The 21,860-nt window shown below is 62.8% G+C and carries 20 protein-coding genes; 14 read left to right on the forward strand and 6 right to left on the reverse strand.

Translation table 11 applies throughout. The features are described 5' to 3' along the window. Nucleotides 1–228: 228 nt before the first annotated feature. Complete coding sequence (locus GR183_RS03180; protein ID WP_160774114.1) at nt 229–2,082, forward strand: PHA/PHB synthase family protein; 1,854 nt, start codon at nt 229–231, stop codon at nt 2,080–2,082. Nucleotides 2,083–2,237: 155 nt separating this feature from the next. Further along, entirely contained in the window at nt 2,238–3,143 is a 906-nt protein-coding gene (locus GR183_RS03185; protein ID WP_244313586.1) for a DMT family transporter, read from the forward strand. 104 nt (nt 3,144–3,247) lie between these two features. On the opposite strand, the gene GR183_RS03190 is transcribed toward GR183_RS03185, so the two are convergent. Beyond that, nucleotides 3,248–4,207 carry a LysR family transcriptional regulator gene (locus GR183_RS03190; RefSeq protein ID WP_160774116.1) on the reverse strand — a complete coding sequence of 320 codons (960 nt, stop codon included), beginning with the start codon at nt 4,205–4,207 and terminating at the stop codon, nt 3,248–3,250. A 106-nt stretch (nt 4,208–4,313) separates the two neighbouring features. On the opposite strand from GR183_RS03190, the gene GR183_RS03195 reads away from it, so the two are divergent. From GR183_RS03195 to GR183_RS03240, 10 genes are all read left to right on the forward strand, one after another. Then, complete coding sequence (locus tag GR183_RS03195) at nt 4,314–5,180, forward strand: ABC transporter permease (protein ID WP_160774209.1); 867 nt, start codon at nt 4,314–4,316, stop codon at nt 5,178–5,180. After that, on the forward strand, nt 5,180–5,965 hold the full coding sequence (locus tag GR183_RS03200) for an ABC transporter permease (RefSeq protein ID WP_160774117.1): 786 nt from the start codon (nt 5,180–5,182) through the stop codon (nt 5,963–5,965). Before GR183_RS03195 ends, GR183_RS03200 begins: the two co-directional genes overlap by 1 nt. 45 nt (nt 5,966–6,010) lie before the next feature. Continuing rightward, complete coding sequence (locus GR183_RS03205; RefSeq protein WP_160774118.1) at nt 6,011–7,150, forward strand: extracellular solute-binding protein; 1,140 nt, start codon at nt 6,011–6,013, stop codon at nt 7,148–7,150. Between the two features lie 83 nt (nt 7,151–7,233). Then, nucleotides 7,234–8,316, forward strand: coding sequence for an ABC transporter ATP-binding protein (locus GR183_RS03210; protein ID WP_160774119.1), 1,083 nt, complete (start codon nt 7,234–7,236; stop codon nt 8,314–8,316). After that, nucleotides 8,316–9,674, forward strand: coding sequence for an aminotransferase family protein (locus GR183_RS03215; protein WP_160774120.1), 1,359 nt, complete (start codon nt 8,316–8,318; stop codon nt 9,672–9,674). Before GR183_RS03210 ends, GR183_RS03215 begins: the two co-directional genes overlap by 1 nt. 10 nt (nt 9,675–9,684) lie before the next feature. Then, complete coding sequence (gene kce / locus GR183_RS03220) at nt 9,685–10,611, forward strand: 3,5-dioxohexanoate:acetyl-CoA acetone transferase (protein ID WP_160774121.1); 927 nt, start codon at nt 9,685–9,687, stop codon at nt 10,609–10,611. A gap of 2 nt (nt 10,612–10,613) precedes the next feature. Next, nucleotides 10,614–11,102, forward strand: coding sequence for a GNAT family N-acetyltransferase (locus GR183_RS03225; protein WP_160774122.1), 489 nt, complete (start codon nt 10,614–10,616; stop codon nt 11,100–11,102). Next, on the forward strand, nt 11,099–12,121 hold the full coding sequence (locus GR183_RS03230; RefSeq protein ID WP_160774123.1) for a histone deacetylase family protein: 1,023 nt from the start codon (nt 11,099–11,101) through the stop codon (nt 12,119–12,121). The genes GR183_RS03225 and GR183_RS03230 overlap by 4 nt, the downstream gene beginning before the upstream one ends. Beyond that, nucleotides 12,118–13,218, forward strand: coding sequence for an NAD(P)/FAD-dependent oxidoreductase (locus GR183_RS03235; RefSeq protein WP_160774124.1), 1,101 nt, complete (start codon nt 12,118–12,120; stop codon nt 13,216–13,218). Before GR183_RS03230 ends, GR183_RS03235 begins: the two co-directional genes overlap by 4 nt. Before the next feature lie 19 nt (nt 13,219–13,237). Continuing rightward, nucleotides 13,238–13,588: a RidA family protein gene (locus tag GR183_RS03240; protein WP_160774125.1), complete on the forward strand. Its 351-nt coding sequence runs from the start codon at nt 13,238–13,240 to the stop codon at nt 13,586–13,588. Between the two features lie 73 nt (nt 13,589–13,661). Here the strand turns inward: GR183_RS03240 and GR183_RS03245 are convergent, their stop codons facing one another. Together GR183_RS03245 and GR183_RS03250 are read right to left on the reverse strand one after the other, a co-directional pair. Continuing rightward, entirely contained in the window at nt 13,662–15,341 is a 1,680-nt protein-coding gene (locus GR183_RS03245; protein WP_160774126.1) for a methyl-accepting chemotaxis protein, read from the reverse strand. A gap of 36 nt (nt 15,342–15,377) precedes the next feature. After that, on the reverse strand, nt 15,378–15,983 hold the full coding sequence (locus GR183_RS03250) for a hypothetical protein (protein WP_160774127.1): 606 nt from the start codon (nt 15,981–15,983) through the stop codon (nt 15,378–15,380). Between the two features lie 216 nt (nt 15,984–16,199). Here GR183_RS03250 and GR183_RS03255 point away from each other — a divergent pair, with 216 nt between their 5' ends. Next, the gene (locus GR183_RS03255) at nt 16,200–16,757 is read left to right on the forward strand and encodes a thioredoxin family protein (protein WP_160774128.1); all 558 of its coding nucleotides are present in this window, start codon (nt 16,200–16,202) and stop codon (nt 16,755–16,757) included. 39 nt (nt 16,758–16,796) lie between these two features. Here the strand turns inward: GR183_RS03255 and GR183_RS03260 are convergent, their stop codons facing one another. Continuing rightward, nucleotides 16,797–17,609 (reverse strand): class I SAM-dependent methyltransferase, encoded by an 813-nt coding sequence (locus GR183_RS03260; protein WP_160774129.1) that lies wholly within the window; start codon nt 17,607–17,609, stop codon nt 16,797–16,799. 130 nt (nt 17,610–17,739) lie between these two features. Between GR183_RS03260 and GR183_RS03265 the strand changes: the two genes are divergently transcribed. Then, complete coding sequence (locus tag GR183_RS03265) at nt 17,740–18,432, forward strand: winged helix-turn-helix transcriptional regulator (protein WP_160774130.1); 693 nt, start codon at nt 17,740–17,742, stop codon at nt 18,430–18,432. Nucleotides 18,433–18,449: 17 nt separating this feature from the next. Here GR183_RS03265 and GR183_RS03270 read toward each other — a convergent pair whose 3' ends face one another. Then, nucleotides 18,450–19,325, reverse strand: coding sequence for a transglutaminase family protein (locus GR183_RS03270; RefSeq protein WP_160774131.1), 876 nt, complete (start codon nt 19,323–19,325; stop codon nt 18,450–18,452). A 129-nt stretch (nt 19,326–19,454) separates the two neighbouring features. After that, a complete protein-coding gene (locus tag GR183_RS03275) occupies nt 19,455–21,860 on the reverse strand; it encodes a circularly permuted type 2 ATP-grasp protein (RefSeq protein ID WP_160774132.1) in 2,406 nt (801 codons plus the stop codon).

The raw sequence follows: 21,860 nt of genomic DNA on the forward strand, positions 1-21,860 counted from the left end.
GTCAGCAAGTCTTCGGGAATCACGAGCGCGTGAACCTCCTGAGTGTGAAGGCTTTCATTCCGCTCGGTGAAAATCAACCGGCGAAGGAGCCAAGGAGATTGCCGGTCCGGTTGAGAAGGGGGATATCGCCCGGAAAAGAAGAAAATGTGCTGACTTATTGCGCTGCGTCAATTCCGACATATTTTTACCGGCATATACGAAGGAAGCGCATTTTATTGGTGCAATCGCATGTCGACAGCGAAAGCCACGCGGAAGCCGGTCCAGCCAAAAGCTCCGAAGAAGCCCGGGCAATTGCCTGCGGTAACAGACATTCCTGCCTTCAGTCCGATCGATGACGACCCGCCCGATTCCTATAGCCTGACGGCCTTCAGCGAGGTTTTGGACCGGGCGACGCGCGCGGCGATCGCGCGCGGCACGCTGGGGCTTGCGCCGTCGGCCCTGCTTGGTGCCTGGGCGGACTGGGCCATTCATCTTGCCACTTCGCCGGGCAAGCAGATCCGCCTGGCCGAAAAGGCAGGTAACAAAGCCGTGCGCTATTCGAATTTCGTCATGCGCGCGGCCGCGTCCGCAGGAGAATGCGACTGTTGTATCGAGCCATTGCCGCAGGACCGCCGCTTCCGCAGCGATGCGTGGCAGAAGCCTCCCTTCAACATGATGCACCAGGGTTTTCTGCTCTGGCAGCAGTGGTGGCATAACGCAACGACCGGCATTCGCGGCGTGACGCCCCAGCATGAACGGGCGGTGGAATTCGCCGCACGGCAGCTTCTCGATATCGTTTCACCCGCCAATTCGCCGTTCCTGAACCCGGACGTGCTGGAGCGGACGCGTGAGAAGATGGGGCTTAATTTCGTCGAAGGCTTCCAGCATTGGCTGGAGGATCTGGAGCGCCAGTACTCGTCAAAACCGCCTGCGGGAACGGAAGGCTTCACGGTCGGCAAGAACCTGGCCACCACGCCCGGCAAGGTCGTCTATCGAAACCGGCTGATCGAGCTCATCCAGTATGAGCCCGCGACGGACAAGGTGAGGCCGGAGCCTGTCCTGATCGTGCCGGCCTGGATCATGAAGTATTACATTCTCGATCTCAGCCGGCAGAATTCTCTCGTCAGGTATCTGACGGAGCAGGGCTACACGGTTTTCATGATCTCCTGGCTCAATCCCGGCCCGGACGACCGGGACCTCGGCATGGAGGATTACCGGTTGCTCGGTCCCATGGCGGCGCTCGATGCCGTCCAGGCGATCACCGGTGCTACGAAAATCCATGCCGCCGGCTACTGCCTGGGCGGCACGTTGCTCTCCATCGCCGCATCCGCCATGGCGCGCGACGGGGATGACCGTCTTGCCACAGTGTCGCTGCTTGCAACCCAGGTCGATTTTTCCGAGGCCGGCGAACTCATGCTCTTCATCAACGAAAGCGAGGTCGCTTTCCTTGAAGACATGATGTGGGAGCAGGGCTTCCTCGATGCCCGGCAGATGGCGGGCGCCTTCACGCTTTTGCGCTCCAACGATCTTTTCTGGTCGCGCATGGTGCATGAATATCTGATGGGGGAACGTGCGCCGGTAAACGATCTGATGGCGTGGAATGCGGACACCACCCGCATGCCCTACCGGATGCATTCGGAATATCTGCGCAAGCTCTTTCTGGAAAACCGCTTCGCGTCCGGCAAATACGAGATCGACGGGTCATCCGTTGCGTTTTCGGATATTCGCGCTCCGGTTTTCTCCGTCGGCACGGAAACCGATCATGTCGCACCCTGGCGCTCGGCCTACAAGGTTCATTTGCTTGGCGATACGGAAGTCACCTTCCTGCTCACGAACGGAGGGCACAATGCCGGTATTGTCTCCGAGCCGGGGCACGATCACCGGCACTACCGGGTCCGCACGACGAGCGCGCAAGATCCCTACCTCGATCCCGATGCCTGGGTGAAGGCGGCCGGCATGAAGGAGGGGTCCTGGTGGCCTGAATGGATTGCCTGGCTGTCAACGCGCTCGGGCGAGGTGGTTTCCCCTCCACCCATGGCCGCGCCGGAAAAGGGGTATCCGGTGTTGCAGGATGCCCCGGGTTCCTATGTGATGCGGCATTGATCGCAAGTTCGGGCATGTATCGAATTCAAGCTGCCGGATAGCCGGAATGACGGCTCGCAGCCATGAGCGGTCATTCGCATCGCGCGCGATGCAAGCTTGCGCAATTGCACGGATTGCTTTGCCAGCTTCGCGATCGTCGGCTAAGCGGTCGGATGATGAATGAGCGGGTCACACTTCTGGCAACGGCGATCGTCGTTTTTACCGGTGCTCTCTGGGGGCTTTACTGGCTTCCTGTTCGTTCGCTGGCTGAAACGGGGCTGCCCGGCGCTTGGGGAACGGTTGCCATAACCACCGCGGCGGTACTCCTGCTGTCTCCCCTTGCGTTTATGCGGCGGCGCCAATTCGCACGGTCAAATCGTGTTGCGCTGGCTTCCATCGCCTTGGGCGGCGCGGCTTTCGCGTTGTACTCGATAGGCTTCGTCTATGGCCGCGTCGCGATAATCATACTGCTCTACTTCCTCACGCCGGTCTGGAGCACCCTGATCGGGCGATATGTCATGGGCTGGCATACGTCCCGCCTGCGGGTATTGGCTATTCTGGTAGGGTTGGCCGGACTTTCCGTCATGCTCGGCGCGGATGGGGATTTACCCGTGCCACAAGGGGTTGGAGAATGGATGGCCTTGATCGCCGGTATCCTCTGGTCCGTTGCGACGACAGGGATGCGCGCGAAATCCGATCTTGAGCCGGTTGCCGCCGCATTCGTTTTCGCCATCGGCGCAACGGTTTCGGCCTTGCTGCTCGCACCTTTTCTGGAGCTCTGGCCGGGTGGAATTTCCGGCGAAGGCCTTGCGGCACTTCTCGGGTTGGCCTTTGCGACCGGCGGCATTTGGTGGGGGTTGTCGGTCGCCAGCCTCATGTGGGCGACGGTCCGGCTCGAACCTGCCCGCGTCGGCATTTTGTTGATGACGGAGGTTGTGGTCGGAGCAGGGTCGGCTGCCGTTTTTGCCGCCGAACATCTCGATCCGCTCGAGATTGCCGGTGGAGCATTGGTTCTTTGCGCCGGCGTCCTCGAGGTCTGGCCGGCACGGCGCGCGGCTCCAGAGCAATCCGGTCGGGACTAGAAGTGATTTCGCCGTAAATGTCGGCTTGCGTCTGCAGTCGGGGTGCCGGGCGCCTTGGGACTTCCATCCTGGCTCAAACCGGAATTCGGGCCGGCTTTGGCGCCTCAGCTATACGTCCGCTGCTCCATCGGCGTTTCCTCGATGCGCCTCAAAAGTTCGTCGAGGAGCGCCTGTTCCGCGCGGTTTTTCTGCGCGCGCGGGTTCCAGACCACATGCACGTCGATCGCCGGCATCTTGTCGTAGGGCGGGAGTTGCCACAAAAGCCCGTCCTCCAGGTCGCGTTTGACGACATGGATCGGCAGCGGCCCGACGCCGAGCCCGGCGATGATCATCCGCCGCACTTCTTCCAGATGCGCGGACGTTCCGACGATGCGGTCTTCCAGTTCCACTTCCGCGCGCATTAGCGCGACGGACCTGAGCGCATCCGTCATCTGGTCGGTGACGAAGCTGACCGACGATTGACCGATGAGATCATGCTTGGTCAGCCCCTTGCGGCCGAAAAGCGGATGCGTCGGTCCGCAGAACAGGCCGAAAAATTCGCGGTAGAGCCGCCGGTACTCCAGCTTCGGGCTCTTGTCGCGCACAAGACATACGCCCAGCGAGGCGCGCTGGGCGGTGACGGCGGCAAGCGCATCCTTGCTTGCGGCAACGTCGATCGAAAGCGTGGCGCGGGGGTGGTCGAAGTGGAATTTCGTCAAGGCGTCATCGAAAAGAGGGCAGATCACGTGGCTTGCCATGGCAATGCGCACATGGCCCTGCACCTCGTCGGTCACTTCGCGGATCAGCGTGCCGAGCCTCAGGATCGCGCCGTGAATGTCGATCGCCTCGCGGTGGAGAAGCCGGCCTGCCTCCGTCAGCCGATATCGCCCCGGCGAGCGCTCGATCAGCCGCTTGCCGAGCCTGTCCTCCAGCCGTTTCAGCGCGCTTGAGACCGTCGGCTGTTTCAGCCTCAGCTTTTCGGCAGCTTCCGTAATGCTTCGGGACTCGGCCAGCACGACGAAAGTCCGCAGCAGGTTCCAGTCGAGATCGCGCGCGATGCGCTCTGGAGTATCTGGATTCAGCATTGTGGTATAGTTTCAGTCTATAGTTGGAATTTCAATTATCTATTTTATTTATGCCCTCGCGCCTGCGAACGTAGCGCATCGTAGGTCGTGCGGGAGGATCATGTCCATGTCGGTCGAGGCGCGAGAGGCCAGGCAGCCCTGGCTCCTGCTGTCGCCTGCGTTGACGGCGGTCGTGCTGCTTCTCTTCGTGCCGCTCGCCTTCATCGTGGTCTATTCGTTCTGGCTCAGAACGGCGACGGGGGCGGATCAGGCAGGCTTTCATCTCGACAACTGGAACGAGGCGCTCACCGACCCGTTCTATCGCGACATCCTGCTCAACACGCTGAAGATCGCGGGAATCACGACCGTTGTCTGTGCGCTGATGGGCTATCCGGCGGCCTATTTCATCGCGCGCTCGAAGGGCAACAAGGTCATCCTGCTTCTTCTGCTGATGCTGCCGTTCTGGATCAGCTACATCATCCGCACGATGTCTTGGATCAACATTCTCGGCGTTTCGGGGGCGTTCAACTCCGTGCTCCTGTCGCTCGGCATCATCTCCGAGCCGGTCCAGATGCTCTACAACGAGACGACGGTCATCCTCGGACTGGTTCACTTCCTGCTGCCCTTCATGGTGCTCAACGTCTACGTGAGCCTGGAAGGTATCGACGAGACGCTGGAAGATGCCGCCTGTTCGCTTGGCGCAACGCGCTGGAAAAGCTTTCTGGAAGTCACGCTGCCCCTGTCGCTGCCCGGTCTTGCCGCGGGCGGCCTGCTCTGTTTCGTGCTGGGGGCCGGCACCTATATCACGCCGCTGGTGCTTGGCGGCCCGACGGATGCCATGTTCGCCAACCTCGTGTTCGAGGCGATCATCACCCAGCTCGACTGGCCGCTCGGTTCGGCGCTTTCGCTCATGCTTCTTGCCGTGCTCGGCGCACTGGTCCTGATCTACAACCACTATCTCGGCATGGCGCAACTCATGAAGGGGCTTGGCTGATGGGCTGGAACCTCGTTCGCGCCTGGACGATCCTCGTCTATATCTTCATGTTCCTGCCGGTGGCGGTGGTGGTGCTCCTGAGCTTCAACGCCAGCCAGTTCGGCAGCTTCCCCATGACCGGCTTTTCGTTCCGCTGGTTTGTCGAGCTTGCGCAGAACGAGGCGATCCTGCGCGCCTTTCGCACATCGCTCGTCCTCGGTTCGCTGACGGCGGTCGTCTCCACCGCGCTTGGCGTTCTCGCCAGCCTTGCCCTCGTCCGCTACAACGTGCCTGGCCGCAACGTCATTTCCACGCTGCTGATCGCGCCGATCCTGGTGCCGGAGGTGGTGTTGGCGGTCGCGCTCCTGCTTTTCCTGAACTTCCTTTCGATCAACAAGAGCTTCTTCCTGCTCCTGCTTGGGCACGTGATCTTCACTCTGCCCTTCGTCATCCTTGTGGTGCAGGCGCGGCTTGTCGGCATCCGCCGCGATGTGGAAGAGGCGGCGATGAGCCTCGGCGCGAGCCCGGTACAGACGTTCTTCCAGATCACGCTGCCGCTTCTGGCGCCCGCCGTTTTCGCGGGCATGCTCTTCGCCTTCACCATCAGCTTTGATGACATCACCGGCACGCTCTTCTGGAAGCCGGGAGGTGTGGAAACGGTGCCCACCCAGATTTTCGCCATGCTGCGCAACTCGATCTCGCCGGAGATCAACGCGCTCGGCACCGTAATGATCGTTCTAACCGTCGGGCTGCCCCTGCTGGGGCTGGCGATCGCCCGGCGCATGGCAGCGGCGCGCGGCGGATAGGCCGCGCCGATAACAAACGGCAAGAACCGGAAAAAGGGGAATACGATGGATAATACCAAGCGCTACGAGCGGCTTCGCGAACGCTATATGAACGGCGATCTCGACCGCCGCAAGTTTCTCGGCCTGATCGGCGCGGCGGGCCTTGCCTACGGCCTGCACACGCCGTTTGCCCGCTACGCCCATGCGGCGGTGGAGGAGGTCCGCTTCGACGGCTGGGGCGGCGTGGTGTCGGAAGCGTTCCGCGAATACGCGTTCGAGCCCTACACCAAGGAAACGGGCATCAAGGTTGTCGACGGCACCTTCGGCGGTGCTGATGAATATCTGGCGCGTGTGAAGGCCAGCCAGCCGGGCGAATACAACATCGCCCACCTGTCCGGCGTCTTCGACTATGCGCGCTACCACAACCTCGGGCTCAGCTCCACGCTGAACGAGGACAACATCCCGAACCTTCAGTATGTCATCCCGAAGCTGGTCGACGTCTTCCGGGGCGTGACGGACGGCAAGCTTTCCTGCGTGCCATATGACTACGGCACGACGGGCCTTGCCTATAACCGCAAGCACATCTCCGATGAGGAGATGAAGGAAAAGGGCGCGCGCATCCTCATCGACGAGAAGCTGAAGGGCAAGATCGGCGGCTGGAGCGACTGGCGCACGCGCATCTGGTACGCCTCGCTGCAGACGGATCAGGACCCGAACGGCGCGACCGACATGGACGCGATCTGGGATGCGATCCGCACTCACCGCGACCTCGCGCTGAAGTACTGGGGCTCGGGCGCGGAACTCATGAGCCTTCTGGCGGAGGAAGAGATTTACGTCACCGAGGGCTGGTCGGGCCGCATCTACGCGCTTCAGGAGCAGGGCCACGACATCGGCTACATGGACCCGCCGAACGGCTTCGGCTGGCAGGAATGCCTCTTCGTCATCAAGGGGTCGCCCATGGAGGCGTGCGAAGAGCTCCTGAACTTCATGCTCGCGCCGGAAACCTCCATCGCGGTCGCCGAGGGCCAGAACTATCCGCCGGCGCTCGACCCGACCAAGGTCGATCTCGGCAAGAAGATCCCGACACTTCCCGCCTTCGATCCGACCGGCAAGCTCGCCGGGCTCACTTTCGCCAATCCGGATTACTGGAACAGCCACGAGCAGGAGTGGTCGAAGACCTTCGGCCGTATCCAGAAGGGTTATTAAGCGTCCCCATCGCCATTGCCGCCCGCGCCTCTCGGGTGCGGGCGGCACCCTGGAAATTTCAAGATCGATCGCGGAGAAAACGCGTGAGTGCCGTTACCTTGAAGGACATCGTCAAGCGCTTCGGCGAATTTACGGCCGTGCACCGCATGTCCATGGACATTCCCGAAGGCAGCTTCGTGACGCTGCTTGGCCCCTCCGGCTGCGGCAAGACCACCACCTTGCGCATGATCGCGGGGCTTCTGGACCCGAGCGAGGGCGAGATTTCGATCAAGGGCCGGCGCGTCAACGACGTGCCGATCCACAAGCGCAACCTCGGCATCGTCTTCCAGAACTATGCGCTCTTTCCGCATAAGACGGTGGCCGAAAACATCGCCTTCGGCCTGAAATACCGCAACGTGGCGAAGGACGAGGCGAAAAAGCGCGTCGAGCAGGCGCTGGAGCTCGTCCAGCTTCCCCAGGTGGGCGAACGCTACCCCAAGCAGCTTTCGGGTGGCCAGCAGCAGCGTATCGCGCTCGCACGCGCCATCGTCATAGAGCCGGATGTGCTTCTTCTAGATGAGCCGCTTTCCGCGCTCGATGCCAACCTTCGCGAGGATATGCGCGTGGAGCTGAAGCGCATCCAGCATCGCATCGGCATCACCACCGTCTTCGTCACCCACGACCAGTCGGAAGCGCTGGCGATGTCGGACCGCATCGTCGTCATGTCGCAGGGCCGTGTGGAGCAGGCGGGCGCGCCGGAAGAAGTCTACAATACGCCCGAGACGGAGTTCGTCGCCCGCTTTCTCGGCTCCTCGAATATCCTCGACGGCACGAGCAATGGTGCCTCTGGTGAGGAAGTCGCCATTGATACCGCCGGTTTCGGGCGGATCGCCGTGCCGAAGAACCGCGCGCCGAAGCTCAACGGCAGCGGGCCGGCAAAACTCGTCATCCGGGCGGAAAAACTTCATCTGGCGAAACCGGAAACGGACCCCGACGGCCAGATCGCCGTTGACGGCGTCGTGGAAACGGTGGACTACCAGGGGCAGGCGGCGCGTTATTTCGTGCGCGTCGGCGACCTTCAGCTTCAGGCAATCAACATGATCGACGACCATCCCTTCAACGAGGGCGACACTGTGTCCGTGCGCGTACGTCCGCGTGACTGCGCGGCGCTGCCGGAGGCCCGTTGATGACTTCTTCCGGTAAAAAATCGTATCTCTTCTACCAGACGCGCCGCCGCCGCCCGATGCTCGATCAGGCAAGGGACGTCTACATGTGGGATGTGGACGGCAAGCGTTATCTCGACGGCTCTTCCGGCGCGATGGTCTGCAACATCGGCCATTCCAACCCGCATGTGCTTGAGGCGATGCGCAGGCAGATGGAAAAATCCACCTTCGGCTACCGCCTTCATTTCGAGACGGAGCCAGCCGAGCGCCTGGCCGAAAAGACGGCCTCGCTCACGCCGGCGGGGCTCGACAAGGTTTTCTTCGTCTCCGGCGGGTCGGAGGCGGTCGAAAGCGCGATCAAGCTTGCCCGCCAGCATGCCGTGGCGGTGGGCGAGGCGCAGCGCTGGAAGGTGATTTCGCGCCAGCCGAGCTATCATGGCTGTACGCTGGGCGCGCTTGCGCTCACAGGATATGCGCCGCTCACGGCTCCGTTCGACGCCATGATGCGGCCGATGCCGAAAATCCCGGCTCCTCGTGCCTATCTCGACGGTCTCGACCCCGACGACGAGGCGACGGGCCATCGCTACGCCGACATGCTGGAGGCAAGGATCGTCGAGGAGGGGCCGGAAACGGTGCTCGCCTTCATCAACGAACCGGTCGGCGGCGCGTCCACCGGCGCGCTCGTTCCGCCGGTCGGCTACATGCAGCGCATCCGTGAGATTTGCGACCGCTATGGCGTGCTCCTGATCCATGACGAGGTGATGACGGGCGGCGGGCGCACGGGCCGCTTCTTCGGGGCCGATCATTGGGGCGTCGCACCGGATATCATTGCGATTTCCAAGGGGTTCGCCGCAGGCTACGCCCCGCTTGGCGCCATGGTCGCGCATGAAAGGATCGTCGATCCCGTGCTTGACGCGGGCGGTTTCCTGCATGGTTTCACCTATGCGGGCAATCCGCTTGCCTGTGCCGCCGGTCTTGCCGTTATCGAGGAGATCGAGACGAAGGGCATGATGGAAAATGCCATCCGCGTCGGCGACGTCCTGAAATCCCGGCTGTCGGCGCTCATGCAGCGATACCCGATCGTCGGGGACGTTCGCGGAAAGGGCCTCATGCTGGCTTTTGAACTGGTCGCCAACCGCGAGACGATGCAGCCTCTGCCGAAGGAACTCGGCGCTTTCGACAGGCTGGTGGAAATCGCCTACGACAATGGTCTCATCATCTACTCACGCCGCACGCGCGGCGGATACGAAGGCGATCACTTCATGGTCTGCCCGCCCATGATCGCCACGGAAGATCACGTGGAGGAAATCATGGATGGTCTCACCCGTTCCCTGGATACCTTCATGGCCGAAGCGGGTTCCGCGCTTGCGGCTTGTGCGTGACGGATAGTTCATGAGCAAGATCATCATCACCTGCGCCGTCACAGGCTCGATCCATACGCCCTCGATGTCGCCGCATCTTCCCGTCACGGCTGCGGAGATTGCGGGCCAGGCGCTGGGCGCGGCTCAAGCCGGCGCCGCCATCCTTCATCTGCACGCGCGCAATCCCGAAACCGGCCATCCCTCGTCCGCGCCCGAACATTTCATGGCCTTCCTGCCCGAAATAAAGCGCCAGACGGAGGCCGTCGTGAACATCACGACGGGCGGCAGCGCGATCATGGCGCTTGACGACAGGCTGGCGGCCGCGCGTGCCGCCGAGCCGGAAATGTGCTCGCTCAACATGGGCTCGATGAATTTCGCGCTCTATCCCATGGCGAAGCGCGAGCGCGAGTGGAATTACGACTGGGAAAAGCCGTTTCTGGAAAATTCCGACGATCTCGTCTTCAAGAACACGCCGCGCGACATAGCCACCGTTCTGACCGACCTTGGCGAGAAGCGCGGTGCGCGTTTCGAATTCGAGTGTTATGACCTGAGCCACCTCTACATGCTCCGCCATTTCGCGGACCGTGGCATGGTCAAGCCGCCGTTCTTCATCCAGTTCGTTTTCGGCGTTCTGGGCGGCATGGGTGCCGATCCGGAGAACCTCACGCATATGAAGCGCATCGCCGACAAGCTATTCGGTGACGATTACATGTTCTCCGTGCTTGCTGCCGGGCGCCAGCAGATGCCGCTTGCCTCCATGTCGGCGGCCATGGGCGGTCATGTTCGTGTCGGGCTTGAGGACAGCCTTTTCATCGACAAGGGCAAGCTTGCGCGCTCCAACGCCGAACAGGTCTCAAGGATCCGGGAGATCGTAGAGCGTCTTGGTCGTGATGTTGCGACACCGGGGGACGTGCGCGGCATGCTCGGCCTGAAAGGGCCGGACAAGACGGCGTTTTGACCATGGCCGATGTCGTCATCCGCCGGGCCGGGCGCGAGGATGTCGCCGCCTTGCATCATGCGCTGGCCGAACTCTCCGCCGATATCGGCGACGATCACGGCGCGGGCGAGGCCGACCTCCTGCGCCATGGGTTCGGGCCCGAGCCGGCATTTCAGGCGCTTTTGGCGCAGCCGCTCGATACGGGCGAGGTTCTGGGGGTTGCCGTCTATTCCCCGGTCTTTTCAACGGTGCGCGCCGGTGCCGGGTTTTATGTGTCGGACCTTTGGGTGTCGCAAGCCGCGCGTGGCATGGGCCTCGGCAAACGCCTTTTGGGGCAGGTCGTCGCGCAGGCCCCGCAAGACTGGACGGTTCGCTTCCTGAAGCTCGCCGTCTATGACGACAACCCCTCGGCCCGCGCCTTTTACGAGCGTCTCGGGTTCGTTACGGACCCGCGCGAAACCTACCTTTCGATTGTGGGCGAGGCATTGGACGCCCTGAAGGAAACGTCATGAAAGCCGTATTCGACGAACGCCAGTGGAAACACGACCCCAAGCACTTCATGGCCAACGGAACGGTGGAGCCGAACCCCGAGCAGCCGGAACGCATCAAGGTTCTCACCCATGGCGCGGGCGAGGCGGGCTCAGAGTTCGTTTCGCCGGAAGATCACGGCGCGGGGCTGATCGGCGCGATACATTCGCCCGAATATCTCATCTTTCTCGAGACGATCCACACCCGCTGGAAGCGCATCGAAGGCGCGTCGGATGAGGTCATTCCCAACATCCACCCTGACCGTCGTTCCGCCAGCTACCCGCGCTCTGCCGTCGGCCAGGCCGGCTTTCATCAGGCGGACACGGCCTGCCCCATAGCGGCGGGAACGTGGGAAGCGGCCTATTGGTCGGCGCAAACGGCCTTGACCGGCGCGGATATGGTGCTTGGCGGCGAGCGCGCAGTCTATGCGTTGAGCCGCCCGCCGGGCCATCACGCCTTTGGCGATCTCGCGGGCGGTTTCTGTTTCCTGAACAATTCGGCAATCGCCGCCGAGCATTTCAATCGGGCGGGCAAGCGCGCGGCGATCCTTGATGTCGATGTTCACCACGGCAACGGCACGCAAGGAATCTTCTATGAGCGCGACGATGTGCTCACCGTCTCCATCCACGCCGATCCGGTGCGCTTTTATCCCTTCTTCTGGGGGCACGAGCATGAGCGCGGCGAGGGGCGCGGGCGCGGCTACAACCTCAATCTGCCGCTTTCGCGCGGCACGGGAGATGCCGATTACCTGAAGGCGCTGGAGACGGCCCTTGCCCGCATTCGCGCCTTCGGGGCGGATGTTATCGTTGTGGCGCTGGGCCTCGATGCTTATGAGAAGGATCCGTTGAAGGGCCTCGCCGTCACCACGCCGGGCTTTGCGAAAATCGCCGAAGCGATTGCGGGGGTGGGATTGCCGACGCTTCTCGTGCAGGAAGGCGGCTATCTGTCGAAGGAACTTGGCCAGAACCTCACGAGCTTCCTGAAGGGTTTCGAAGGCAAATGACGGAGCGCGCGGATTTCCTGGTTGTCGGAGGCGGCATTGCGGGCGTCGGTGCGGCGGCCCGCTTGTCGCTGGATGCTTCGGTGATCGTGCTGGAGACGGAAGACGCCATTGGCCGTCATTCCACGGGCCGCTCCGCCGCGATCTACATCCGCAACTATGGAAACCGAACGCTGCGTGCCCTTAACGCCGCCTCCGAGCCGGTCCTGAAGGAGCCGGAAGGGATTTCCGATCGAACCCTGCTTTCCCCGCGCGGCGAGATGCTTATCGCAACGGAAGAGGAACTGCCGGACTTGAAGGCCTATCTGGAAGGCGCTTCGGGCCTTGAAGAGTTGAGTGCGAAGGAAGCTGTCGACCTTTTCCCGATCCTGCGCGAAGAGCTGATCGCGGCAGCCGCGATAGAGCGCGCGGCGCAGGACATCGATGTCGACCGTCTGCTTCAGGGTTTCGCCCGCCTTCTTCGCCACAACGGCGGGCGTATCGTCACCGATGCCCCGGCGAAGGCGATCTTGCGTGACGGCGGCGTCTGGCGGGTGGCGACGCCGAAGGGAGACTTCGAAGCCCCGGTTGTCATCAACGCCGCCGGCGCCTGGGCGGATGAGATCGCGCGCCTTGCCGGCGTCAGGCCGGTCGGCCTTGTTCCCATGCGCCGCTCGGCGGCGATCCTGCCAGCACCCGAAGGTCATAACGTCAGCGCCTGGCCGCTCGTCGCCAGCGCCTCGGAAAGCTGGTATGCCAAGCCCGAGGCTGGCAAGCTCATGGTTTCGCCGGCCGATGAAGATCCGGTCGACCCGCATGACGCATGGGCCGACGATATGGTCCTGGCGGAAGGGCTTTACCGGTTCGAGCAGGCGGTCACCGTGCCGGTAACGCGTGTCGAGCGCAGTTGGGCGGGCCTGCGCAGTTTCGTTGCCGACCGCACGCCCGTCGCGGGCTTCGCTCCCGATGCGCAGGGCTTCTTCTGGCTTGCGGGGCAGGGCGGTTACGGCGTACAGACGGCGCCGGCTCTATCGCAACTGACCGCCGATCTTTGCCTTGCGCGCGCGCCTTCGCTTGATCCTGAAACCGTTGCCGCGCTCGATCCGAAACGTCTTTTTTGAAATGCCGAAGGAAAAAATCATGTCCGATATCGTACGCATCAAGCCTGGCCCGCGCATGAGCCAGGCCGTCGTCCACGGCGGTCTCGTCTGGCTGGCGGGGCAGGTCGGTGAGCCCGGCGAAAGCGTCGAGGCGCAGACGAAAACGATCCTCGCCAATATCGAGGCGCTTCTGGCCGAAGCCGGTTCCGACAAGTCGCGCATCCTGCAGACGACGATCTGGCTCTCGTCGATGGATGATTTCGCCGAGATGAACGCGGTTTGGGACGCCTGGGTCGACCCGGCCAATCCGCCGGCCCGCGCCACGGGCGAATCCAAACTCGCCACGCCGGACTACAAGGTCGAGATCATCATCGTCGCCGCGACGAAGTGATCGCTCGCCCTTGAAACGAAAGAAGCCCGGCGCGGGGTGCGCCGGGCTTTTCTTTTTTTGCGTTCGGTTTTCGTCACGCCGCGCGGATGCGCTGCAGGAAGTCCCGCATGGAGACGAGCAGCTCGTCGGAGCGTTGATGCAGCCCTGCAACGGATGAGCGCATCGAGTTCGAGAGGTCGCCCGTCCGGCTTGCGGTTTCGCTCACCAGCGCGATTGCCTGCGTCACCTCGACGTTGCCCGTGGCCGCCTCGTTGATGTTGCGGGCGATTTCGTCGGTCGCCGCGTTCTGCTCTTCGGCGGCCGCGGCCATTGCGTTCGTGCGATCGGCGATGCTGCGCACCATCTCGCCCACGGAATTGGACGTTTCGGTGGAAAGCGAGGTTGCGGATTTCATTTCCTGGATCTGGCGGTCGATTTCCTCTGTCGCCTTTGAGGTCTGCTCGGCAAGTTGCTTTACCTCGGCTGCCACGACGGCGAAACCCTTGCCCGCCTCGCCCGCGCGCGCTGCCTCGATGGTGGCGTTCAGCGCGAGAAGGTTGGTCTGTTCGGCGATATCGTTGATCAGCTTGGTAACGTCGCCGATCTTCCCGACGACGACTTGCAGGCTCTGCACCGCCTGGTTGGAGCGTTCGACCTCATGCGTGGCCTGGCCGGCGGCTTGCGACGAGGCGTGTACCTGCCCGTTGATCTCGCGGATCGACGCGGAAAGTTCTTCGGTCGCGCCCGCCACGGTCTGTACGTTGCCCGAGGCCTGTTCGGCGGCTCCCGCCACGGTGACGGCCTGATCGGTCGTTTGCGCCGCGATCTGGGCCAGTTCCGCGGACATGTCGTTCAGGCTGCCGGTTGCGGTGACGATCTCGCTTGAGATCGCCAAGACGCTTGCCTCGAATTCGGCGGCAAGCTTCTCCAGCTCCGCCTTGCGGTCTTCCGCCGCCCGCATCTCCCGCGCCTTGGTGCTTTCCTCCAGTTCCCGGTTGCGGATCAGGTTTTCGCGGAAGACGCCGAGGGCCCGGCACATGTCGCCGATCTCGTCCTTGCGTCCGTCGCTCTTCAGGCCCACATCGGTCTGGCCTTCGGCCAGCGCGTTGGTCACGCCGCTCAGCTCCGCCAGCGGACGCGAGACGACGAAATAATTCATGAGCCCCATGAGCCCGGAAAAGACGACCATCAAAAGCGCGCTCACAAGCGCCGTGGTCTCCACGAAGCCGAGGCTCTCGCGCTGTGCTGCGGCAAGCGATTGCTGCATCCGGGTTATTTCGGCACGCGCCATCTTCAGCTGGTCGATGGCGTCGTTCACCATCGCCGTGCCGATGCCGGTTGCCTCCATCATCTTGGCGAGATCGACGGTCTGCGGGTCGCGCATCAACAGGACCTGCCGTCCGGCCTGGTCGGAATACCATTGGGACCAGGCATTGCGTGCCGCGGACGCATTCTGGCTGAGACCCACCTCGCCGAGCGCCGCCGCGATATCGGCAAACCCCTTTTCGATGTTGACGGTCGCTTTTTCGAAGTCGCCGGCGATGGCGCGATCGCCTGTCAGCAGGAAGTTCTTGAGCGCGGTCGCCTGCGCAAGCAGGCTGTTCTCGACGTCGCTCACCTGAAGGATGAGTTCTTGCATCGCGCCTGTCTTGACGACGGCGCGCGAAGCGCTGACGGCATTGGTGTAGACCATGTAGCTGGCGAGGACGCCGATCAGCGCGACCATGGCGAAGGCGATGGCGCTCTTCAGCGTGACGGAGAGTGACTTGATCATCTGGCGGTATCCGGAATTCGAGGGAAGGGCTTCGCCTTAGCTGCCGACCGACTGGCGGCGCTGAAGCTCGGTGAGATTGACCTCGATGGTCGCGGCTCCGATCGGCGTGCTGCCGTCCGCGTCCTCCACCGTCATGTTGATCTGGGCACGCCAGATCTTGAAGTCGTCGTCCCACTCCGGCTCGTCGATGAAGACCGCGCCGGCCCCTTTCGGATAAGTTTTCTGGAACTTCGCCTCGTCGCCCTGCCAGAAGTCGGAGGTGATGGACGACTGGCCGACGTTGAGCCCCTTGTCGTCCATGACGAAGATTTCGACGAAGAGGCCGACGGAGCGGCCCTGCATGCGTGAAAGATAAACCGACAGCGGGTTCGAAAGCGTGGCCGAAATCAGTGGCTTGTCGTCCGCTTCGCGCTCCGCGCGCCACATCTTGTCGAGTTCCTCGACCCTCGATTGCGGAATGTCGCCATAGCGCTGGTTCTGCGTGGTGATGGAAAGGCGCACGATCTCCGTGTCGATCCAGGAGCGGATGTCCTTCATCACCTGGTCGTCGATCAGCGCCTTTGCGTCGGGTGCCGCCGGTTCGGCGCAAACGGCGGACGTCGCCAGACATGCTCCGGCGAGAGCGGAAAGAATGATGCGCATGCACAAGCCCCAGTTTTTGTTTTTCAGTAACAACAGGGTGAAATGTGGACGCTTAAGAACTCGTGAAAAATTCGAACTAACGCATTAGAGATGCCTTAACCGCTATGGTTGCAGCCGCGCATTCTCTCAACGGGGCGATTCGGCGCATCGCCCGTGGGCGTACGATGCTCTATATTTTCGACCACAGGCAAGAATGGCGGATTGAGGAGGAGAACGATGGCTGCAACCACACCCATCTGCGATTTCGGCTGGAGGGCGATTGATGCGCGCCTGCCCGCGACCGACGGGAAGGATTACTCGATTTTCGAATGCGCCGGTCCGAACGGCCTGGTGGTCGCGTTCATCTGCAATCACTGCCCTTATGTCAAAGCGGTGATCGACCGGATCGTGCGCGATGCGAACGACCTGAAGGAACACGGCATCGGCTTCGTCGCGCTCTGTTCCAACGACGCGACGACCCATCCGGCGGATTCATTCGAGAATATGAAGGTCTTCGCGGGCAAGCACGGCTTCACCTTTCCTTATCTTCATGACGAGGATCAGTCGCTCGCGCGCAAGTACGATGCCGTCTGCACGCCGGATTTCTTCGGTTTCAACAAGCATCTCGAACTGCAGTACCGGGGCCGTCTGGATGCCTCGCGCAAGGACATCGCCCCGGAAGATGCCCGGCGCGATCTCTACGACGCCATGGTCATGGTCGCCGAAACGGGCTCCGGCCCGCGCGAACAGATCCCGTCAATGGGCTGCTCGATCAAGTGGAAGGATGCGGCGTGACCGCCGCATTTTTCGTGTGATGGGCTCGTCCCGAGCCCTTCATCGACGTTTCCCGACCGTGATCAGATATTCGCGCTTCACGCAGAGCCCGGCGTCCACCCGGTAATGCCGGTGATAGGCATCGACAGCCTCCTTCAGCGCCTTCCGGCCCTGGGCATCGAGTCGATCGTGCACCGCCTTCAGCGGTCCGAAGCCGCGTAGATACCACTGCCATATGGCGTCTTCGCTGTCATGGTAGGCGTGGTTGATACCGCGTTCGAAGGTCAGCTCGAAATCCTTGCCCAGCAGGCTTTCCAGATAGTCCGGCCGTCCCCAGTCGAGCGGCGAGGGGGAGGGCGGCGGCGCGTCGGTGAATTCTGCGAGCACACCGAAGAATTCGGCAACCGCGCCGTCAGGCACCCAGTTGGCAAGGCTGAGCCGCCCGCCTGGTCTGGTGACGCGCGCAAGTTCCCGTGCCGCGGCTTCGTGATCGGCCGCGAACATGACGCCGAAAGTCGAGATCACCTTGTCGAAACGTCTGTCGGGGAAGGGAAGGTTTTCGGCTTCGCCCACCTTGAAATCGATAGGCGGATCGACGGCGCGGGAAAGCGTCCTTGCGGCGTCGATCAGCGTCGGGGAAATGTCTACGGCTGAGACTTTCGCTCCGAAAAGTGCCGCGTTGCGTGCGCTCCAGCCGGTGCCGGTCGCCACATCCAGCACCGCTTCGCCGGGGCGGGGGCAAAGCCGCCCTGCGGCATGGGCGAGCGCATCGCAGATCGCGAAGCTCACTTCGTTGTAGTGTTTGCCGCCGCTGCCCCACATTTCCGCTGCCGCGCGGTTGGATTCCTGAATGGCGATTGCAGCTTCCGTCATTCTTTCCTCCTTGAATTTGCTGAACCGTGCCGATCTTCAGGGAAGATTGCGCTCGCGCGCTACTCCACGATCTGTAGTGGGACCGCTGCCGTCAGGCGTGTAGAATGGTATTTCAATGCGGAGGGCGGCCATGAAGAGCTACAATCAGTTCTGCCCCATCGCCAAGGCGGCCGAAATCTTCTGCGAGCGCTGGACGGCGCTGATCCTGCGCGATCTTGCTGGCGGCGCCATGCGCTTTTCGCAGTTGCAGCGCGGCGTGCCGCTTGCTTCGCCGACGCTGCTTTCCAAGCGGTTGAAGGATCTTGAGGCAGAGGGGATCGTGGAGCGGCGCAACGCGTCCGACGGGCGCACGTCGACTTATCACCTGACGGAAGCGGGTGAGGAATTCGTGCCCATCGTCATGGCGCTGGGCGTGTGGGGCCAGCGCTGGTCGCGCCGGGAACTGGCCGAGCACGAGATCGATCTCGGCCTCCTGCTCTGGGCGCTCGAAAAGGGTGCGCATCCTGAATACTTCGGGCAAAAACGCACGATTGTGGAACTCGATCTCGTCGACCAGCCGGACAACAAGCGTCGCTGGTGGTTCTTGAATGAAGACGGGCGTTGCGAGCTTTGCCTGACCCGGCCGGATCAGCAGGCGCAGGTCTATGTCAGTGTGTCCCTGGCCGACATAATCCGCGTGTGGCGCGGCGATGTCGCCTTGTCGAGGGCGATCGGCGACGGCGTGATGGAAGTCCATGGCGAGAAGGAATTGCGCCAGGCGTTTCGCCACTGGCTCGCGATCGTACCGATTGCCGATGTCCCGTCGATGCGCGCGGCCGGGTGAATCGATATTTCGGAATTTTACAGCGGCACGACGTCGACGGACTGGTCGGTTTTCTGCCCGCCGGAGGAGCGCAGCACGCCCTTGACGGGTGCTACGTCGCCGTAGTCGCGCCCGCGCGCGACGACGATGTGGTCCTGGCCGACCCTGAGCGCGTTCGTCGGGTCGTATTCCACCCAGCCGATTTCCACTCCGCACCACGCGCGCACCCAGGCGTGCATGGCGTCCGCCCCTTCAAGGCGGGTCGCGCCCTCCGGCGGAATCGTGCGCAGGAACCCGCTCACATAACCCGCCGGAATGCCGATGCCTCTGAGGCAGGAGATCATGATGTGCGTGAAGTCCTGGCACACGCCGTGGCGGTTCGTGAAGGCGTCGAGCGCCGTTGTTTCAACGGTCGTCGCCTCCGCATCGAAGGCGATATCCCGGTGCAGCGCCTGGCCGATCGCCTCCACGGCGGCCTGCACGGTCGTATTCCGGTCGATGACGTCGAGCGCGTAGTTTGTGAAGGCCGGATCGAGCGTGATGCGTGGCGAACCGTCCATGAAATGCACCGGTTCATAGGGCGCCATGGAACGGATGCTGGCAAGCTCCTGCTGCATTTGGCTCAAGGGCGGAGAAATGTCGAGGCTCACCGGAGCCGCCGTGCGGTCGATCCTTGCGTGCAGGTTGAATGCGATGTTCGAGTGCGGCGCGCGATAGGCGATGTCCGTAACGGCGTTTGCGAAGAAATCGACCCGGTCGAAGCGTTCCTCGGGCAGCGGATCGATGTCGAGGCTGCCGACGATCAGCCGCTGCTCGCCGTGGATCGCCGCCGGCATCAGGCGCAGCGCATGGCGGCCCGCATCCGCCGGGCTTTCGTACTCATAGGTGATCGAGAGGGTGATGTCGTAAAGCACATGAGCCTCTGTGGCGTTGCGGTTTTTAGAGCATGTCCCCCAAAAGTGGGAACCGGTTTTGGGACAAGGACATGCTAATTATCAAATAGATAGAGCGCGTCCGGTGAGTCCGATTAAACAAGACGCGCTCTAGCGCGTATATGCCTCGTTCAGTCCGACCGACAGGGAGGCGATCTCGCCGCTCAGCGCATGAAGGGCATCGGGGGTGAGCGTCTCCGGGGTTGATATGGCCAGGGACGTGTGAACCTGAAGCACCGAGCGCGAAAGGGCGGACAATTGGCCGTGCAGGTGCGCACCGGGCAGGAATGAAAGGTGATCCTTGATTTCGCCGAGCTGATAGAGGATCGAGCGGGGATTGTTCGTGTCGAGCGCAAGAAGATCCAGAACGGCGTTGCTGCTCAGTGCCACCGCGTAGCGCCGGTTCATGGACATCGCGCTGTCGCCGACCTCGAGCGCCAGTTCCAGCGCGCCTTCGGGAGCGGACGGGTCGGTGAAGACCGAAAGGAGGCGGGCTGTAGCGTTGGCGCGTTCCAGCGAACGCCCGATGCCCAGGAACCTCCAGCCGGTGAAATGGTACATGTTCTCGTGCACCAGGCCGGAAAAGCCGGTGATCTTGCGCAGCAGAACGCCCATGGCGCGCGCCGCGTCGTCGCCGGGGATCACGGTTTCGCGCATGCGTGCTGCCGTTAGGGCAAGGTCGTTCAGCGCCAGCCACCCGTCCACGGAAAAGCGGTCGCGCACCTTGCTCGCGCTGAAGACCGCGGAGTTCAATATCGTGTGCAGGCCGCTCGGGATGGTCTCGCGCGGGTCTACATTCGCGGATTGAAGGAAGGTGCCGATCGCGGCAACGAGCGGGGATGACGGGTCGTCCGTCTCCGCAAGGCGTGCGTGATAGGCGCGCAGCTGGCGTATCGCGCCTTCCGCGCGCTCCACATAACGCCCGAGCCAGAACAGGTTGTCGGCCGCCCGCGAAGGCAGGATACCCGGCTGGCTTCTGAGGTAGGGCGTGCCGGGTTGCTGCAGAAGGGTTTCGGTACTGGTCGGCTGGCTGCCGATCACCCAGACATCGGCGGCCGTGCCGCCCGCCTGCATGGCAAGCGCGCTTGCGTCCTGCGAATTGCCGATGCGCGCGAAACCGCCGCACATCGCTTCCCAGCCTTCGGCGGTGCGCGCCAGGAACACGCGCAGGCTCATCGGGCGCGGCACCAGTGCTCCGTTGATATAGGCAGGCGTGGTTGAAAGGGTGACGGCCTCCTGCCCGATAAGCTCTTCTCCGCGCGTGTTCATCCAGTCGGCAAGCGTTCCCCCGTTGGGGCATGTGAAATCGCCCGCCGTGACATCTTCTCCCGACGCGGCAAACGGCAGGTCGGTGGAAAGGGCCCGGCTGATCAGCATGCGCCCCGCGTTTTCCGCGACATACCGGCGGACGCTTTCTTCCCCGCACCACCAGGTCGCGATATTGGGCAGCATCAGGGGCTCGCCCCGCAGGCCCTCGCAAATGCGCGGCAGGAAGGCGAGAAGCGCACGCGTTTCCAGGATGCCCGCGCCAAGGGCGTTGATCAGGGTCACGGAGCCGCGCCGCACGGCCTCCACAAGGCCCGGCGTTCCAAGCTGCGAGGTTTCGTCCAGCTCCAGCGGGTCGCTCCAGGCGGCGTCGAGGCGGCGCCACAGCACGCTTGCGGGCTTGAGGCCCGCGACGGTGCGCACCATCAGCTCGCCGTTTTCCACCGTCAGGTCTTCGCCTTCCAGCAGCATGAAGCCGAGGTAGCGGGCGATATAGGCGTGCTCGAAATAGGTGTCGTTCATCAATCCGGGCGTGAGGATCGCGACCCGGCTTTCGGTTTCCCCGCGCATGGTCAACAGCTGGTCGCGGAAACGGCGGAAGAAGCCGGCCAGCCGGTGCACATTTGCGCGGGCGAAGAATTCGTTGAAGACCCGGCTTGTCGCGACCCGGTTTTCCAGCGCGAAACCGGCGCCGGAGGGGGCTTGCGTCCTGTCGCCCAGCACCCACCATGTGCCGTCCGGCCCCCGGCCGATCTCGAACGCCAGGAAATGCAGGAATTTGCCCGAGCGCGGGGTAACGCCGACCAGCGGGCGCAGCCATTCCGCGCTCTTGCCGATCATGCAGGCGGGCAGGTAGCCTTCGCCCACCAGCCTGTTCGGGCCGTAGAGGTCGGCGACGACGTCTTCCAGAAGTTCCGCGCGCTGGATCAGTCCGGCTGCGATCTGCCGCCATTCCTTCGCGTCGATGACGACGGGAATATGGCTGAGCGGCCATTCGCGTTCGCTTGTTCCCTTTTCTCCGTAGTGGCGGAAGAAGACGCCGGCATCCCTCAGGTACTGGTTGCCGCGCGCGAAGCGCTGGGAAATGTCGTCCGGCGTCATCCGGGAGAGGTGGTCGAGAAAGGGCTGCCAGACGGGCCGCACCGCGCCGCTTGCGTCCAGAAGCTCGTCGGCCACGCCCGCAAGCGGCCTATAGGCCGCAAGCAGGCTGTAAACGCTTTCCTTTTCTCCGGTTGCCTGGTCCAGCGTCAT

Origin of the sequence: Stappia sediminis (assembly GCF_009826895.1) — a bacterium.
GTDB lineage: Bacteria > Pseudomonadota > Alphaproteobacteria > Rhizobiales > Stappiaceae > Hongsoonwoonella > Hongsoonwoonella sediminis.

Bases quoted from the DNA above. Each gene is read 5' to 3' on its own strand.
- GR183_RS03240 (WP_160774125.1), top strand. From the start codon at position 13,238: ATGTCCGATATCGTACGCATCAAGCCTGGCCCGCGCATGAGCCAGGCC.
- GR183_RS03195 (WP_160774209.1), top strand. From the start codon at position 4,314: ATGTCGGTCGAGGCGCGAGAGGCCAGGCAGCCCTGGCTCCTGCTGTCG.
- GR183_RS03245 (WP_160774126.1), bottom strand. From the start codon at position 15,341: ATGATCAAGTCACTCTCCGTCACGCTGAAGAGCGCCATCGCCTTCGCC.
- GR183_RS03260 (WP_160774129.1), bottom strand. From the start codon at position 17,609: ATGACGGAAGCTGCAATCGCCATTCAGGAATCCAACCGCGCGGCAGCG.
- GR183_RS03180 (WP_160774114.1), top strand. From the start codon at position 229: ATGTCGACAGCGAAAGCCACGCGGAAGCCGGTCCAGCCAAAAGCTCCG.
- GR183_RS03215 (WP_160774120.1), top strand. From the start codon at position 8,316: ATGACTTCTTCCGGTAAAAAATCGTATCTCTTCTACCAGACGCGCCGC.
- GR183_RS03230 (WP_160774123.1), top strand. From the start codon at position 11,099: ATGAAAGCCGTATTCGACGAACGCCAGTGGAAACACGACCCCAAGCAC.
- GR183_RS03255 (WP_160774128.1), top strand. From the start codon at position 16,200: ATGGCTGCAACCACACCCATCTGCGATTTCGGCTGGAGGGCGATTGAT.
- kce (WP_160774121.1), top strand. From the start codon at position 9,685: ATGAGCAAGATCATCATCACCTGCGCCGTCACAGGCTCGATCCATACG.
- GR183_RS03200 (WP_160774117.1), top strand. From the start codon at position 5,180: ATGGGCTGGAACCTCGTTCGCGCCTGGACGATCCTCGTCTATATCTTC.
- GR183_RS03265 (WP_160774130.1), top strand. From the start codon at position 17,740: ATGAAGAGCTACAATCAGTTCTGCCCCATCGCCAAGGCGGCCGAAATC.
- GR183_RS03205 (WP_160774118.1), top strand. From the start codon at position 6,011: ATGGATAATACCAAGCGCTACGAGCGGCTTCGCGAACGCTATATGAAC.
- GR183_RS03250 (WP_160774127.1), bottom strand. From the start codon at position 15,983: ATGCGCATCATTCTTTCCGCTCTCGCCGGAGCATGTCTGGCGACGTCC.
- GR183_RS03185 (WP_244313586.1), top strand. From the start codon at position 2,238: ATGAATGAGCGGGTCACACTTCTGGCAACGGCGATCGTCGTTTTTACC.
- GR183_RS03225 (WP_160774122.1), top strand. From the start codon at position 10,614: ATGGCCGATGTCGTCATCCGCCGGGCCGGGCGCGAGGATGTCGCCGCC.
- GR183_RS03190 (WP_160774116.1), bottom strand. From the start codon at position 4,207: ATGCTGAATCCAGATACTCCAGAGCGCATCGCGCGCGATCTCGACTGG.
- GR183_RS03235 (WP_160774124.1), top strand. From the start codon at position 12,118: ATGACGGAGCGCGCGGATTTCCTGGTTGTCGGAGGCGGCATTGCGGGC.
- GR183_RS03275 (WP_160774132.1), bottom strand. From the start codon at position 21,860: ATGACGCTGGACCAGGCAACCGGAGAAAAGGAAAGCGTTTACAGCCTG.